A 15,824-nucleotide genomic window follows, 5' to 3' on the forward strand; every position below is an offset into this window, starting at 1 on the left:
AGTAGTCACATGCCACACAACATTCGAATTGCTGTCTCTCATGCCAATGGGTCGCGTCACTATGTGATGTCCCCTTGGCTTAAAAAAGCCCTTCTCATCTTTTTGGTCATTCTGGTGACAGGCATTGCCGCCAGCATTGCGGCGATCTATTACCTGAGCCATCGTTCAGAAACCGCCGAGCTGACCCTTCAGAACATGACGGAACAAAGCTCGGAACTGGTAGGCCAACTTGAAACGCTAAAACAAAAGCGCCAACAACTTGAGCAATTGATCAGCAATAAAGAAGAAGAGTACGCGCAAACCATCGAAGACAAAGATAACCAACTGGATTACCTGACCAAGCGCGTATCAACGGTTGAAGAAGTGCTTGGCCTTGAAAAAGAAACCGACAACGATGCACCGCTGGCACAGCGTTTGGATGTCGCAGCGATAAACTCGGCGGTTCGCTCCACCATGTTGCAGCTCATACCAAGCGGTCAGCCGATTGAAAGTTATCGTCGCTCTTCCGGCTATGGTTCTCGGACTCACCCCGTGACGGGCAATAAGAAATTCCACCTTGGGCTCGATCTCACTGCGGACATCGGCACCCCGGTTTACGCACCTGCAGACGGCGTGGTGGAATATAAACGCCCAAGCCGTAAGAAAGGTTACGGTAACATGCTGAAAATTGACCATGCTTTTGGCTTTATGACGCTGTACGCTCACCTTGATAAATTCAATGTGAACACCGGGAATTTTGTGAAAAAAGGCGACTTGATTGGTTGGTCTGGCAACACAGGTTTATCAACGGGCCCTCACCTTCACTATGAAGTGCGCTTCCTTGGCCGCGCGTTGAACCCTAAGCGTTTTATTGCATGGACACCTGATAACTTTGAATCACTGTTCGAGGAAGAGAAGAAGGTGAACTGGGCAAGCTTGGTGAAGATCATGGAAAACATGGTGGCAACACAGGTTCAACTCGCCTCTGAGGTGTCACCACAATTCGAGCCGCAAAAAGACCAACTTGATGAGAAAGAAAACTTAGTGACGGCATCTAAATAACGGTTATCGGCGATAAGATCAGAAAAGGCATCCCACGGGATGCCTTTTTACGTTAACGGATAACAGGCAACGAAGCGGAATTACTCGAACTCTTCCAGCACTGACAGTGCATCAGAAAGTTTGGTCACGCCATACACCTTCATGCCCGGAATATCGTTTTTTGGTGCATTGGCGGCAGGAACAACCGCGCGTTTAAATCCGTGTTTTGCCGCTTCCATCAGGCGTTCTTGTCCGCTCGGTACGGGGCGAATTTCGCCCGCCAAACCCACTTCGCCAAACACCACCAAATCTTTTGGCAATGGACGATCGCGAAAGCTAGAGATCAACGCCAGCAGCAAGGCCAGATCCGCGCTGGTTTCTGTCACTTTCACGCCACCCACAACGTTCACAAACACATCTTGGTCAGACATTTGTAGGCCGCCATGTTTGTGTAGCACAGCCAACAAGAGCGCGACCCGGTTTTGCTCCAAACCAACAGCCACACGACGAGGGTTAGCCATTTGGCTGTAATCCACCAGCGCTTGAAGTTCGACAAGCAATGGACGCGTGCCTTCCCAAAGCACCATGACGGAACTGCCTGATGTTGGATCTTCACCTCGACTCAAGAAAATCGCAGAAGGGTTGCTGACTTCGCGAAGCCCCTGCCCTGTCATGGCGAACACGCCCAATTCGTTGACCGCACCAAAACGGTTTTTGTGGCTACGCAATGTGCGGAAACGGCTATCACTTGAACCATCCAGCATCACTGAACAGTCGATACAGTGCTCAAGCACCTTGGGGCCCGCCAGTGTGCCGTCTTTCGTGACATGACCCACCATGAAGATGGCGACGTTGTTTTGCTTTGCGTAACGCGTGAGCGCCGCGGCGGATTCACGCACTTGCGCCACACTGCCCGGCGCAGACGCAATATCCGCGCAATGCATCACCTGGATGGAGTCAATCACCATCAGTTTCGGGCGTTCTTGGTGCGCAATATTACAGATGTTTTCGACATTGGTTTCCGAAAGCATTTTCAAATTATCTTTCGGCAAACCTAAACGTTCTGCACGCATCGCGACTTGTTGAAGTGATTCTTCACCCGTGACATAAAGCGTCGGCATTTGGCTCGCTAATCGACACATGGTTTGCAGCAACAAGGTACTTTTACCGGCACCGGGGCTACCGCCAATCAAAATGGCAGCGCCTGGCACAATTCCGCCACCCAAGACGCGGTCGAGTTCTTTAAAGCCGCTGGAAAAACGGGGCACTTCTTGCAGATCAATGCTTTCTAGCGTTTGCACTTTGGCTTCAGCCGCGCCCGCATAGCCTGCGTATTTCTCTGTACGTGCGACTTGCGGCGATGCAGCAAGCCTCACCTCTGTGATGGTATTCCACGCGCCACAAGCGGTGCATTGACCTTGCCAACGCGGATAATCTGCGCCGCAGTCGTTACAGACATAGGCTCGCTTTGTTTTCGCCATGGTTTCTCCCGATTGATATTTTTTATCAATGCGTTAGTAGATTCAATTCACACAATGTATGTAAAACCGCCAAGCACAAGAAACAAGTGCGACGGAAGACTAACTTCTGCGTTCCTTACCGCGCGCCGTACGAAAAAAAGGTAAACTTTTCTGTCATGTGGCCGCTATGAATACAAGGATTCTACCAGAATTTAGAATGATGCAGGACCAAGACAGGACCCTATACGACCAGCTTCTTCCGCTTTATGAAAAAGCGGACTTTGATGCGCAATTAACCCTTCTAACCCCCAACCTTTCCAATTCGGAACGTTTGCTGATTAAGATGGAAATTCGTCGCCTAATGAGCCCATTTCTTAGGCCCATCGATTTGCGCGGCAAAGTGCAGGGAGAATGTCGATCTTATACCCTATCCGGACTGACACACTGGATGGACGATGTCGCCCTTAATCTCTACCACCGTCGTCTCGACACCTACCAAGGTCAGTTGACGCAAGGCCTGTGGGATGAGCTTCATAACACCCCAAACAGCCACCGTGTTCTCCAACGCACTGGAAACGCGCAAGCCTCACCGCAAGAAAATTTTGTTTCATTAGACGCTGACGCCCTTCGCTTTGGTCACTACCTTTTGCGCAGCGAACACCGTATTCAACTTAACAGTCAGGTGCAGGTTTTTCTACCCGATGGCACGGAAGTCAATGGCACCACGCTAGACATTTCAAATTCAGGGATGCGCATAAAGCTGCCTGCGGCATTTCAATACGACGTGGGCACGGTGCTTACTGTCTATTTCCCGCAACTTGGCGATGAGTGCCAAATCCCCGAACTGTTCACAGGGTTAGATTACCGTCTCGTCGGTATTGAAATTAACCTTGTTAAAGATAACTTCCGCCGATTGCGTCTTCGTTTGATCACCAGCACCGAGGCCATTAAAGAAGCCATTGATGTGAAGTCCAAGTCCGTTGATATCAATACCATCACGGAAAACAAAGACAAGCTGATTTCGACACGCACGCGCAGCTACGAAAAGATCTACCTAGAAAAAACGCCATCACTTCCCCTGTTTTTCTGTGGCAGTGCGCTTCGCTATTGCCTGCTCACCGAGCAAAATCGCGAACTTTGGGATTACTGGCATGATGAAAGAAATCAACCTGTCATCGACAGATTGTTCTCCCCAGGACGGCTACAAAACCTGGCACTGGAAGGGTTAAACTGCAGCGAAACCTTGGTGTATTGCTTCAGCCACGAACATACCGATAAAACCTATTTCTTCTCGGCCTTTCCGACGGAGATGAGCACGGAGCTTCGCCATTTGTTTTGGCACATTGGCAGTGCCCGCCCGTCTTGGCGCGTGTTGCGCGTGACGATGACAAAAATAAGCGAAGAAGACGCTATCCGTCTGCAAGAAGTCTCGCCCGCTTACATCCACCAGATTGACGAGTTGACGCACATCGCCACCATCCAAGATCTCACCTTGGAGCATTCAAACGCCGATTTCAGATACCCAGTAAAACCCAAGATTCCAGCAAAGAGCTTGAATCAATACTTGCACCCGCGCACTGGCATTTCTCCCATTGAAGCGGTGCCATCACTTCTCGCTCCTCAGCGCAAAGAACCGCGCTACAAACATAGAACGGGCGCCACGTTGATCCATCATGTCAGCGGTGAGATCCAAGCACAAACTGTCGACTTTTCATCGAGTGGATTGAACTTAAAACTCACGCGTCCATTCAGTGGTACCAAAGCACAAGAAGTGGCGATCACCTTCAATGACTTTAGGCGCATCGACCCCAAAGCCCCACTTGGCAATGTGCCCTATAAAGTCGTGCGTATTAGCGAAGACCGCACCAATGTCACCTTGGTGTTGATCAAAGACAGACACAGCAGACACCGTAGCGAATACCTTCAACGGCTGATTGACCACAATCAGCACCGTTTGACGCTCGATAGCGAGAAAATGCCCGATCCACCTTTGGTTGAAGCCATGCATCAAATGCTGCTTACGCGTCTGTCGGCCACGCCGTATTTTCTTTGTCGAAAAGGGGATAACTTACAGTTGGCAACCGTTGGCATTAACTACCCAGGTAACGAGCTAAGTCGCTTGTTAGAAAGCCCCTCTCAGCAAGGGCTCGTTTCGCTATCGCCTGTGTTGGGGGAGCATATCGCCAAACTGAGCGCGAGCATTCTTCGTCAGCGCAATCGACTCACCCAAATCAAGCATGAGTTCTATGTGGCGGTGCAGTTCGAGAACAATGCTGTCATTGACATCAAAGCCCGCATCCTAGAAAGCTTTGCTTCGCCGGAAGAGCGCCGCTTTTTCGTGTCGCAAGCCCGTAAGAAAGGGAAGTTCTTCGCGGTGAGAAACTGGCTGCAGCCCATTAATGAAGGCGGTCAATATCTCAACTCGGCGGTGGTTGAAGAAATCATGATGCAATCATCCCTGAAAGCCAGGCAACTTGAAGGCGAGTTCATTGACCTATGTGTCTATGGAGAGATGACTGACGTGACCGATGAAGTCCTACTCAGGTTATAACAACCGTCACCTCATATATTTCAGACACTAAAAAGGCCACATGGAAACACGTGGCCTTTCTCATATTCGGGTTACAGCAAGATAACGCTGAGGAGCGTTAACCTTTCCAGCTCAAACGTTGTGGCAGTAACGATGCCGACAACACGCACAGTACGCCACCAAGATCGGCATGGCGGATCGCCACTTGCGCTTCTTTCTGCACTTTCGGCTTCGCGTGGTACGCAATGCCCAAGCCCGCGGCTGACATCATTTTCAGGTCATTTGCGCCATCACCGACAGCAATCGTATTGGTCGGCGTTAATTCATAGCGATAGGTCAAATCATCGAGAATGTCTGCTTTGCGCTGTGCATCGACCACCTGCCCTGCCACTTCGCCGGTGAGCTTGCCGTTTTCAATGACAAGTTGGTTAGACTCAGCATGAGCCAGAGAAAGCTGGTCACGCAGTGAATCAGAAAACCACGTAAAGCCGCCCGATGCGATCGCCACTTTCCAGCCACGCGCTTGCAGTGATGCCGTTAATTGGCGCATGCCAGGCATCAAGGGCAGACTGTCTCGCACTTGCTCAAGCACAGACACATCCGTGCCCTTCAATGTACCCACTCGCTCACGGAGGCTTTGCTCAAAATCGAGCTCGCCTTGCATGGCACGTTCGGTTACCGCGGCAACTTGCTCGCCCACGCCCGCCAGCTTGGCGATTTCATCGATGCATTCGATTTGAATGGCTGTGGAGTCCATGTCGAACAGCGCAAGGCCGGGTTCGAACAAGTTAGGAATATTGTCGAGCAGCGCACAATCAAGTGACAGTGCGTCAGCGAGAGCCATAATTTCAGGGGTCAACTCACCACGCATTAATAGCACTTCATAAGGGCCAACCGTCCAGCCTGCCAGCGGTTTAACAGCTTCGCCGGTTAAAAAGGCAAAATCATCAAGGTAGGAAGGGCTAATATGAAAACCATAAAGCATCCAGCCTGCTTGTCGGCAATCTGATGGACGAAAATGGCGGATAGAGGGAAAGCGTGTTAAGAGTTTAGTGTGCTTCTTAATTGCGAAAACTGACGTTGCATCCATTGCAAAAAATATCCTTATCGAAAACTCGCTTTACTATATCAAAGAGTGCGAGTGATCACATTAGCCATAGCGACGTGTTAAGCCAAGGGGTTACTTGCATTTTTTCAACTTGGGCAGCAAACTGAGGTCGCGCTGAATTTTTGCGGAGCCTCTGCCCGCTCTTGGCTTTGGACAGCTTATGCTACAAATAAATAAAAAACGACTACGCCGACTTTGGCAATTTTTCGTGGTTGTCGCGGGTTTCTCGACCATCATGATGCTCTTTATGTACAGCAACCAGCTGAACAATCGCAACTACAAAATGTTGTATGAGCAAACAGAATCTCTTTCCCGTGTGATCCTACGTCAAGCGGCGGCCACGGCATACCCAGCTGTGACTAACGATCAAATTGACGTCCTTGATGGGTTGGTTGCACGCCTGCAAGAAGAGAAACTGATCCTTGATGCGGCTGTCTATGACCAGCGCGGTAATTTGCTGGCAAGCTCTGTAGGCGCGATGCCCCTTGAGCAACTTACTGGCATCAATACCCCATTGTCAGTCGCGAGCATTGGTCGTCAGCAATTGGTTGAACCTATTTCACATGACGGCCATATGGCAGGTTTTGTGCGTATCACGCTTGAACACGCAGAAGTGATCAAAGCGGCATCAAACCGTTTAGAGCAGAGCATCAACTTAGTGCGTGCCATGATCCTCGTCGCCATCGTGACAGGCGCATTGCTGATTTTCACTTTCGCAAGTCGGAAGGACTTATGGCGCTCGACGTTTTTGTTGAAGAGTAATGATTGAAAGAGCGAGAGCGGTTCTAGGTCTTAGGTCTTAGGTCTTAGGTCTTAGGTCTTAGGTCCTAGGAAACGATTCTCCTTCCCTTACACATAAAAAAGGATGGCCTAGGCCATCCTTTTGTCTTTCTGAACTGTGTCGATTACGCTTCTTCAGCGTCGCCTAACAGTACAGATTCCAGTGCGATTTCAATCATTTCATTGAACGTGGTTTGACGCTCTTCTGATGTTGTTTGCTCGCCGGTCTTGATGTGGTCAGATACGGTACAGATGGTCAGTGCTTTCGCGCCAAATTCTGCTGCCACACCGTAGATGCCTGCTGCTTCCATTTCTACACCTAAGATGCCGTACTTCGCCATGGTGTCGAAGAATGCTGGCTCTGGTGAGTAGAACAGGTCTGCAGAGAAGATGTTACCAACACGTACGTTGATGCCTTTTGCTTTCGCTGCATCTACCGCATTGCGGGTCATGTCGAAATCTGCAATCGCTGCGAAGTCATGGCCGTTGAAACGCGTACGGTTGATTTTCGCATCTGTTGACGCGCCAACACCGATAACAACATCACGCAATTTCACGTCTTCACGCACGGCACCACAGCTACCTACACGAATGATTTTCTTCACGCCGAAGTCTTTGATCAGCTCAGTCGCGTAGATTGAGCATGATGGGATACCCATACCGTGGCCCATGACAGAGATCTTACGACCTTTGTACGTACCGGTGTAACCGTACATGTTGCGAACATCACAAACTTGCTTAACGTCAGCAAGGAAAGTTTCTGCAATGTACTTAGCACGAAGCGGGTCGCCCGGCATCAGTACGACGTCTGCAAAATCACCCATTTCGGCATTGATATGTGGAGTTGCCATGTGTTAGTTCCTTTTGATCAAAGTAGGTCGGATTACAGGAATGATTTACCGTATTCCATATCTGAAGTACCAAAGTACTGAGCCAAAGTTTGGCCAATATCAGCAAAGGTTTCGCGACGGCCCAATGAGCCCGCTGGCACTTTCTTGCCATAAACCAAAACAGGGATGTGTTCACGCGTGTGATCAGAGCCCGGCCAGGTTGGATCGCAACCGTGGTCAGCGGTCAGGATCAGAAGATCGTTTTCATCAAGCATCTCGATAATTTCAGGCAGACGCTTATCAAAATACTCAAGTGCAGCGGCATAACCCGCTACATTACGGCGGTGGCCGTAGTGTGAATCAAAATCAACGAAGTTAGTGAAGACCAAGCTGTTGTCGCCCGCCGCAGTAATTGCGTCTTTGGTGGCATCAAACAAGGCTGCTAAACCCGTTGCTTTCACTTTCTGGGTAATGCCAACGTGGGCATAGATATCTGCAATTTTACCGATTGAGATAACCTCGCCAGACTTTTCTTCAACCAGCTTTTGAAGCACGGTTGTTGCTGGCGGCTCGACTGACAAGTCACGACGGTTGCCAGTACGCTCAAAGTGGCCTTTACCCGGACCAACGAATGGACGCGCGATAACGCGGCCAATGTTGTAGTTTTCCAACTCTTCACGTGCAATTTGGCAAAGATCGAGCAGGCGATCCAGTCCAAAGGTTTCTTCGTGACACGCAATTTGGAATACCGAGTCTGCAGAGGTATAGAAGATAGGAAGACCTGTCTTCATGTGCTCTTCACCCAATGCATCTAACACTTCTGTGCCTGATGCATGGCAGTTACCCAAAAAGTCGGAGAGACCAGCGCGCGCTAGAATACGGTCTGTCAGTTCTTTCGGGAAGCTGTTTTCTTTGTCGGTGAAATACCCCCAATCAAACAGCACAGGCACACCTGCAATTTCCCAGTGACCAGACGGCGTATCTTTGCCCGACGACAATTCTTTCGCATGGCCATAAGCACCGATAATGTCAGCGTTTGGATCAAGACCTGCAGGGAAAGTGCCTGACGATTCTTCGCCAGCTTTACCCAGACCTAGACGTGTCAGATTCGGCAAGTTAAGAGGACCTTGGCGGTCATCATTATTTGCTTCGCCTGCTGCACACGCTTTCGCGATTGAACCTAGCGTATCTGCACCTACGTCGCCAAATTTGACGGCGTCTTCAGATGCCCCGATCCCGAATGAATCAAGAACCAAAATAATAGCGCGTTTCATGGTCGCCTCCGTTAGACGTCTTGTGGGCCAATTTGACGATACACATCTGGCGTTGCCTGAGGTGCGTCGTCAGCGATAACCATCGCGGCCTGAAGTTGTTCCGCAGCTTGTTGCCATTGCGCTTCGTCCTTCGCATGCACAACCGCCAGCGGTGTTGAGCTATCAGCCTGCGTTCCTAAACGGATCACATCGCTAAAGCCCACTGAGTAGTCAATGGTGTCACTGGCAACACGGCGTCCGCCGCCGAGCCCAACCACAGCCATACCAATCGCTCGTGTATCCATCGCAGAGATGAACCCTGCATTGGGTGCAAAAACAGGTTTAATCACATTGGCGGTCGCCAAGTATTTACCGTAATTTTCTACGAAATCGAGCGGTCCGCCTAGACCAGCCACCATTTTACCGAAACATTCTGCCGCTTTGCCGTTATCCAGCACAGCTTGCAGTTTCTGTTTTGCTTCAGCATCGTTTGCTGCCAAGCCACTGATCACCAACATTTCTGCACATAGCGCCATCGTGACCGAATACAAACGCGGGTTACGGTATTCGCCAGTGAGGAACTGTACGGCTTCTTTCACTTCGAGTGCATTACCTGCACTCGACGCCAGTACTTGGTTCATGTCAGTCAGCAACGCACTAGTGCGTGTTCCCGCACCATTAGCGACAGCGACAATCGATTTCGCTAACTCTTCGGACTGTGCGTACGTCGGCATGAAGGCGCCTGACCCTACTTTCACGTCCATCACGAGTGATTCCAGACCTGCAGCGAGCTTCTTCGACAAAATCGACGCGGTGATAAGCGAAATATTGTCGACAGTTGCGGTCACATCACGCGTTGCGTATACACGCTTATCAGCGGGGGCTAAATCGCCCGTTTGGCCGATGATGGCGACGCCCGCGTCACGCGTTACCTGACCAAACACGTCATTGGTCGGCGTAATGTTGTAGCCTGGAATAGACTCTAATTTATCCAGCGTACCGCCAGTATGACCCAAACCACGGCCTGAGATCATCGGTACATAGCCACCACAGGCTGCCACCATTGGGCCTAGCATTAACGAGGTGACATCACCCACACCGCCGGTGCTGTGTTTATCGACGATAGGGCCATCAAAATGCATGTGTGACCAATCAATCACCATGCCTGAATCACGCATTGCACAGGTCAGTGCGACGCGCTCATCCATGGTCATGTCATTGAAATACACAGCCATTGCAAACGCGGCTATTTGTCCTTCAGAGACAGTATCGTTCGCCACGCCTTTGATAAAAAAGTTAATTTCTTCAGAGGTTAACGCGATGTTGTCGCGCTTCTTTCTGATGATTTCTTGGGGAAGGTACATAAAACACCTCACAAACAAGGAAACAGACGAAGGTCTTTGAGATGGGGAATACATCGCACTCCCCAAACACTACGTAATCGAAGGGATTAGTAGCCGCCTTCCGCCGCTTTCTCGCCTTCACCCAATGTGTGAAGTAGGCTAGCCAGTAGGCTTGATGCACCAAAACGGTAGTGCGTGTTGTCCGCCCACTCACCACCAAGAATGCGATCTGCCATTGCAAGGTATTCTGCTGCGTCTTCCGCTGTGCGAACGCCGCCAGCAGGTTTGAAACCTACTTTCGCCGCAACACCCATGTCTTTGATCACGGTCAGCATGATTTCAGCAGATTCTGGTGTCGCGTTAACAGGCACTTTGCCCGTAGAGGTTTTGATAAAATCAGCGCCCGCTTCGATAGAGATTTCAGATGCACGTTTGATCAGAGCCGCTTCTTTTAGCTCACCGGTTTCAATGATCACTTTCAACGTGATATCACCACACGCTGCTTTACATTGCTTAACCAACTCAAAACCTGTGGTCTCGTCGCCAGCAATCAAGGTGCGGTAAGGGAATACAACGTCGACTTCATCAGCACCGTAAGCCACAGCCGCTTTGGTTTCAGCAACCGCGATCTCAATGTCGTCGTTGCCATGTGGGAAGTTAGTCACGGTCGCGATTTTAATCTCAGGCGTGCCTTGCTCGCGAAGTTGTTTTTTCGCCACAGGGATGAAGCGTGGGTAGATGCAGATAGCAGCAGTGTTGCCTACAGGGCTTTTCGCACTCTTACACAGTTCGATAACTTTCGCGTCGGTGTCGTCATCGTTCAGGGTAGTAAGATCCATCAGTTTAAGGGCACGTAGTGCTGCTGCTTTTAATTCGCTCATGACTTTCTCCAGTCTAAATGTTCAAAACCAAGTGACAAACTCAACATCAAAAAATGACGTTCAATTTGATGAGCGGACTTGGCTCCATGAAGTTTGGTGTGCTTATTGTACATATACAAATAAACATCAAACCAACCAACAATCCTTGTTGCCGCGCACCCCGTTGCCGGGATGCCTACCCAAGTGCCGATGCAGATTCCGGTTCACTCTGGCGTTTATGTTTCACTGCTCCGCTGACCGTGTGAAACTGAGATGAAATTTAGTGAAATACCACCTCTGAATCTTTGACAGCGCTCACCAATTTTACCAATGTTCTTCAGCAAGCACTAGGTGTTACCTGTTTCTGTTGAAAAACACTGTGTTGATTATTTGCTTCATCAACACAGTGTTTTCTCTTATCAACAGCACTTAAAAATATACGCCGCCATCTAGGATGTCTGTGTCTTATTCATGGGGAATAATTACGACTCCTTAAAACGGGCTTAAACGCTGACATTTTTGCCGTAACAGGCATAAAAAAACCGCCTCACTAGGAGGCGGTTTCAATGTCTTGTTTACGGCTAAATTACAGTGCCGCTAGCGTCAAGAAGAAGCCAGCAATGGTTGCACTCATCAAGTTAGACAGTGTACCTGCTGCAACAGCTTTCATACCAAAGCGTGCAATGTCGTGACGACGTGTTGGTGCGATGCTGCCTAGGCCACCCAGAAGGATAGCAACAGAAGACAGGTTAGCGAAACCACACAACGCAAACGAGATAATCGCTACGGTCTTGTCAGACAGTTCTGCAATCATTGGCGTGAAGTTCAGGTAAGCAACGAATTCGTTCACAACGATCTTCTGACCGATGAAAGAACCTGCTAGGTCAGCTTCAGACCAAGGCACACCGATAAGGAATGCAAGCGGTGCGAACACCTTACCTAGCAACCACTCAAGGGTTAGACCTTCGATACCAAACCAACCGCCAACGCCGCTCAACATGCCGTTAACCAATGCGATAAGACCGATGAATGCCAACAGCATTGCACCGATGTTCAGCGCAAGTTGCATACCAGAAGACGCGCCGCCAGCAGCTGCATCGATAAGGTTTGCAGGCTTGTCTTCTTCTTCATCGTCAGAATCTTTACCGAACTGATCAATAGGCTGATCAGTTTCAGGCTTGATGATTTTCGCGAACAGAAGACCACCCGGTGCTGCCATGAATGAAGCGGCAATCAGGTAAGAAAGAGGAACACCCATCGCTGCGTAACCTGCTAGTACACCACCTGCAACAGATGCCATACCACCACACATTACTGCGAACAGCTCTGATTGGGTCATTTTTGGTACGTAAGGACGAACAACCAAAGGTGCTTCAGTTTGACCTACGAAAATGTTCGCAGTTGCAGACATGGATTCTGCATGTGAAGTACCCAGTACTTTACGTAGCGCGCCACCCAGAATGCGGATAACAAACTGCATGATACCTAGGTAGTAAAGTACGCTGATCAGCGCAGAGAAGAAAACAACGGTTGGCAACACTTGGAAAGCAAAGATAAAACCAATGCCATCTACAGAGAAGTTAACCAGGCTACCAAACAGGAAGCCAATACCATCTTTACCGTAGTTAATCACGTTCTGTACTGCGTTAGCCATACCATTCAGCAGGGTTTGGCCCCACGGAACGAACAGGATAAAACCACCCAGGATAAACTGGATAGCAAACGCACCACCAACGGTACGAATGTTAATTGCTTTGCGGTTATCAGATAGAAGCACTGCGATAGCTAGCAGTACAACCATCCCTACAAGGCTCATAATCAGGCTCATATTAAGGGGTTCCTAAAAAAATCTTGGCGTCTCGACAAATTGGAATGTATTTCCGGCGGCGATTATACGCTTGAGTTCGCGCCCATAGGAATGCATTAGTCACACTTAGAGTGAAAATTACGGCGCAATTCATTCATAAAGGTGATGTTGATCATGTTTTGTGACGCATGTCTTACGCAAACGTTTAGGCAAACGATGAAATCTCGCTGTTCAACGAAAATAGCCGACGTGCATTTTGGGATGTGGCTTGAATAACTTCACCAACATTGCTGCCTTTTAAACCAGATAGGGCCTCAGCGATGAGCAATAAACGCTCAGGTAAATTGGGTTCACCTTGATAGCCAGAGACAGGCATGTCCGGTGCATCCGTTTCCAACACCATCGCCGAAAGCGGTAACTCTGCAATTGCGTTTCGCGTCTTATTGGCACGCTCGTAGGTGATAGTTCCGCCGATGCCGAGCAAAAAACCCCGTTTAATATAGTTCAGCCCCATCTCTTTGCTGCCACTAAATGCGTGCAAAACACCTTTTACATTTGGAAAGCCATTGAGCACCTGCAGCAGTTCATTGTGTGCTTTTCGACAGTGGAGAATCACGGGAAGTTGGAATGTTTCTGCAAGGGTGAGTTGCTGCTTCAATATGTCAATTTGTGCCTGAGGGTTTGCATCATCGATCATAAAATCCAGCCCACACTCGCCTACCGCAACACACTTTTCAGGGGATGTTGCTAAAAACGCTTCCAACGCGGCGATGTCTCCCTCTTGGTGTGAAGATGACCACACAGGGTGCAAGCCCACGGCAAAATAGAGCGGAGAATGAGAGGTAGAGAGCGATTGCACAGATGGCCATCGATCCGCCGTCACACTGGGCACGATGATCGACGTGAGCCCCGCATCCACGGAGCGAGAGACCCAATAAGCAGGATCATCACTAAAAGGAGGGAAATCGAAGTGGCAGTGAGTATCTATCATCTGAATTCCTTTTTCATTTTCCCTTAGCATACAAAAAAGCCGTCAATTAAGACGGCTTTTGTTTAGATCAGGCATGTTGCCAAACGCAACAGTGCTGAATCAATGCTCGCGAGTGGCGCGGAAACTGACATCAGGATGACGCTCTTGCGTCAAATTGAGGTTTACCATGGTTGGCGCGATGTACGTTAAGTTGTCACCACCATCAAGCGCAAGGTTAGATTGGTTCTTACGCTGGAAATCATCCAACTTCTTACCATCAGTGCATTCAACCCAACGCGCTGTCGCAACGTTTATTGGTTCATAGATAGCTTCTACGTTGTACTCAGATTTCAAACGCGCAACAACCACGTCAAACTGAAGCACACCGACCGCACCCACGATCAAATCGTTTGAGATCAGTGGACGGAACACCTGCACTGCACCTTCTTCAGACAACTGAACAAGGCCTTTCAGCAATTGTTTTTGCTTCAGTGGATCACGCAAACGAATGCGACGGAACAATTCTGGTGCAAAGTTAGGAATACCAGCGAACTTCAAATCTTCACTTTGTGTGAAGGTGTCACCAATCTGAATCGTACCGTGGTTGTGTAAGCCAATGATGTCGCCCGCATAGGCTTCAGCTGCACGTGAACGGTCACCCGCCATGAAGGTTACAGCATCAGAGATAGACACCATTTTACCGGTGCGTACATGCTTCATTTTCATGCCTTGGCTGTATTTACCAGACACGATACGCATGAATGCAATGCGGTCGCGGTGTTTTGGATCCATGTTTGCTTGGATCTTAAACACGAAACCACTGAATTTTTCTTCACTTGATTCAACCGCACGCTCATGCGCTTGGCGAGACAACGGCTTAGGTGCCCACTCTGTCAAGCCGTCCAGCATATGGTCAACACCAAAGTTACCCAATGCCGTACCGAAGAATACTGGTGTTAGTTCGCCTTTCGAAAACAGCTCTTGATCGAACTCATGCGACGCGCCCATAACCAGTTCAAGCTCTTCACGCAATTGCGCAGCAAGATCATCACCAATCGCCGTATCAAGATCTGGGTTATCCAACCCTTTAATGATGCGTTTTTCTTGGATGGTGTGGCCTTGACCTGTTTGATACAGAATCGATTCATCACGGTGGATGTGGTAAACACCTTTGAATTCTTTACCACAACCAATTGGCCATGAAATCGGTGCACAAGCAATTTTCAGCTCATTTTCAACTTCATCAAGCACTTCCATTGGATCACGAATATCACGGTCCAATTTGTTCATGAAGGTGACGATCGGCGTATCGCGAAGACGCGTCACTTCCATCAACTTACGTGTGCGATCCTCAACACCTTTTGCGGCATCGATAACCATCAAACATGAGTCAACAGCCGTCAATGTACGGTAAGTATCTTCAGAGAAGTCTTCGTGTCCCGGTGTATCGAGAAGGTTTACCAAGCAATCGTTGTAAGGGAACTGCATCACGGACGTTGTCACCGAAATACCACGTTCTTTTTCCATTTCCATCCAGTCAGATTTCGCATGCTGGTTAGAGCCTCGACCTTTTACAGTACCGGCTTTCTGGAGCGCGTTTCCGAACAACAGAACCTTTTCGGTGATCGTTGTTTTACCGGCATCCGGGTGCGAAATAATCGCAAACGTACGGCGTTTGTCGACTTCTTGTTGGAATGGAGAGTTTGACATGCTTAGACAATTTCCGGTTTAGGCAGTGCGGAGGAACCTGAAGGTACCGCAATTCTGCGCGTCATATGTGATCGGCGGGTATTTTGTACGATCTGGCGCATAGACTCAACGTTGAAGCCTAAATTACGCTGAGATAATTATCGCCCAGTGTTG

At 49.2% G+C, this 15,824-nt stretch carries 12 protein-coding genes; 3 read left to right on the forward strand and 9 right to left on the reverse strand.

What is annotated here, in order from left to right; genetic code table 11:
* Positions 1-9 precede the first annotated feature (9 nt).
* On the forward strand, positions 10-1,041 hold the full coding sequence (locus BCT27_RS12865) for a M23 family metallopeptidase (RefSeq protein ID WP_102317484.1): 1,032 nt from the start codon (positions 10-12) through the stop codon (positions 1,039-1,041).
* Positions 1,042-1,121: 80 nt separating this feature from the next.
* On the opposite strand, the gene radA is transcribed toward BCT27_RS12865, so the two are convergent.
* A complete protein-coding gene (gene radA, locus BCT27_RS12870; protein WP_017012558.1) occupies positions 1,122-2,501 on the reverse strand; it encodes a DNA repair protein RadA in 1,380 nt (459 codons plus the stop codon).
* Between the two features lie 196 nt (positions 2,502-2,697).
* Here radA and BCT27_RS12875 point away from each other — a divergent pair, with 196 nt between their 5' ends.
* Positions 2,698-5,031 (forward strand): PilZ domain-containing protein, encoded by a 2,334-nt coding sequence (locus BCT27_RS12875; protein ID WP_102395977.1) that lies wholly within the window; start codon positions 2,698-2,700, stop codon positions 5,029-5,031.
* Between the two features lie 97 nt (positions 5,032-5,128).
* Here the strand turns inward: BCT27_RS12875 and serB are convergent, their stop codons facing one another.
* Positions 5,129-6,100, reverse strand: coding sequence for a phosphoserine phosphatase (serB, locus tag BCT27_RS12880; protein ID WP_102395978.1), 972 nt, complete (start codon positions 6,098-6,100; stop codon positions 5,129-5,131).
* 178 nt (positions 6,101-6,278) lie between these two features.
* On the opposite strand from serB, the gene BCT27_RS12885 reads away from it, so the two are divergent.
* Positions 6,279-6,887 (forward strand): YtjB family periplasmic protein, encoded by a 609-nt coding sequence (locus BCT27_RS12885; RefSeq protein ID WP_102317481.1) that lies wholly within the window; start codon positions 6,279-6,281, stop codon positions 6,885-6,887.
* Positions 6,888-7,023: 136 nt separating this feature from the next.
* On the opposite strand, the gene deoD is transcribed toward BCT27_RS12885, so the two are convergent.
* The 7 genes from deoD to prfC all read right to left on the reverse strand — a co-directional run bounded on the left by deoD (position 7,024) and on the right by prfC (position 15,671).
* Positions 7,024-7,749 (reverse strand): purine-nucleoside phosphorylase, encoded by a 726-nt coding sequence (gene deoD / locus BCT27_RS12890; protein ID WP_017012557.1) that lies wholly within the window; start codon positions 7,747-7,749, stop codon positions 7,024-7,026.
* 32 nt (positions 7,750-7,781) lie between these two features.
* Positions 7,782-9,002: a phosphopentomutase gene (locus BCT27_RS12895; protein ID WP_102395979.1), complete on the reverse strand. Its 1,221-nt coding sequence runs from the start codon at positions 9,000-9,002 to the stop codon at positions 7,782-7,784.
* Between the two features lie 11 nt (positions 9,003-9,013).
* Positions 9,014-10,345 (reverse strand): thymidine phosphorylase, encoded by a 1,332-nt coding sequence (deoA, locus tag BCT27_RS12900; protein ID WP_102395980.1) that lies wholly within the window; start codon positions 10,343-10,345, stop codon positions 9,014-9,016.
* A gap of 86 nt (positions 10,346-10,431) precedes the next feature.
* Positions 10,432-11,205 (reverse strand): deoxyribose-phosphate aldolase, encoded by a 774-nt coding sequence (gene deoC / locus BCT27_RS12905; RefSeq protein WP_102395981.1) that lies wholly within the window; start codon positions 11,203-11,205, stop codon positions 10,432-10,434.
* 565 nt (positions 11,206-11,770) lie between these two features.
* Complete coding sequence (locus BCT27_RS12910) at positions 11,771-13,012, reverse strand: NupC/NupG family nucleoside CNT transporter (RefSeq protein ID WP_102317476.1); 1,242 nt, start codon at positions 13,010-13,012, stop codon at positions 11,771-11,773.
* 184 nt (positions 13,013-13,196) lie between these two features.
* Positions 13,197-13,982, reverse strand: coding sequence for a TatD family hydrolase (locus BCT27_RS12915; protein ID WP_102389591.1), 786 nt, complete (start codon positions 13,980-13,982; stop codon positions 13,197-13,199).
* A 99-nt stretch (positions 13,983-14,081) separates the two neighbouring features.
* On the reverse strand, positions 14,082-15,671 hold the full coding sequence (gene prfC / locus BCT27_RS12920) for a peptide chain release factor 3 (RefSeq protein ID WP_102395982.1): 1,590 nt from the start codon (positions 15,669-15,671) through the stop codon (positions 14,082-14,084).
* Positions 15,672-15,824 lie beyond the last annotated feature (153 nt).

This window comes from Enterovibrio norvegicus (assembly GCF_002876705.1).
In the GTDB taxonomy this organism is placed as follows: domain Bacteria; phylum Pseudomonadota; class Gammaproteobacteria; order Enterobacterales; family Vibrionaceae; genus Enterovibrio; species Enterovibrio norvegicus_B.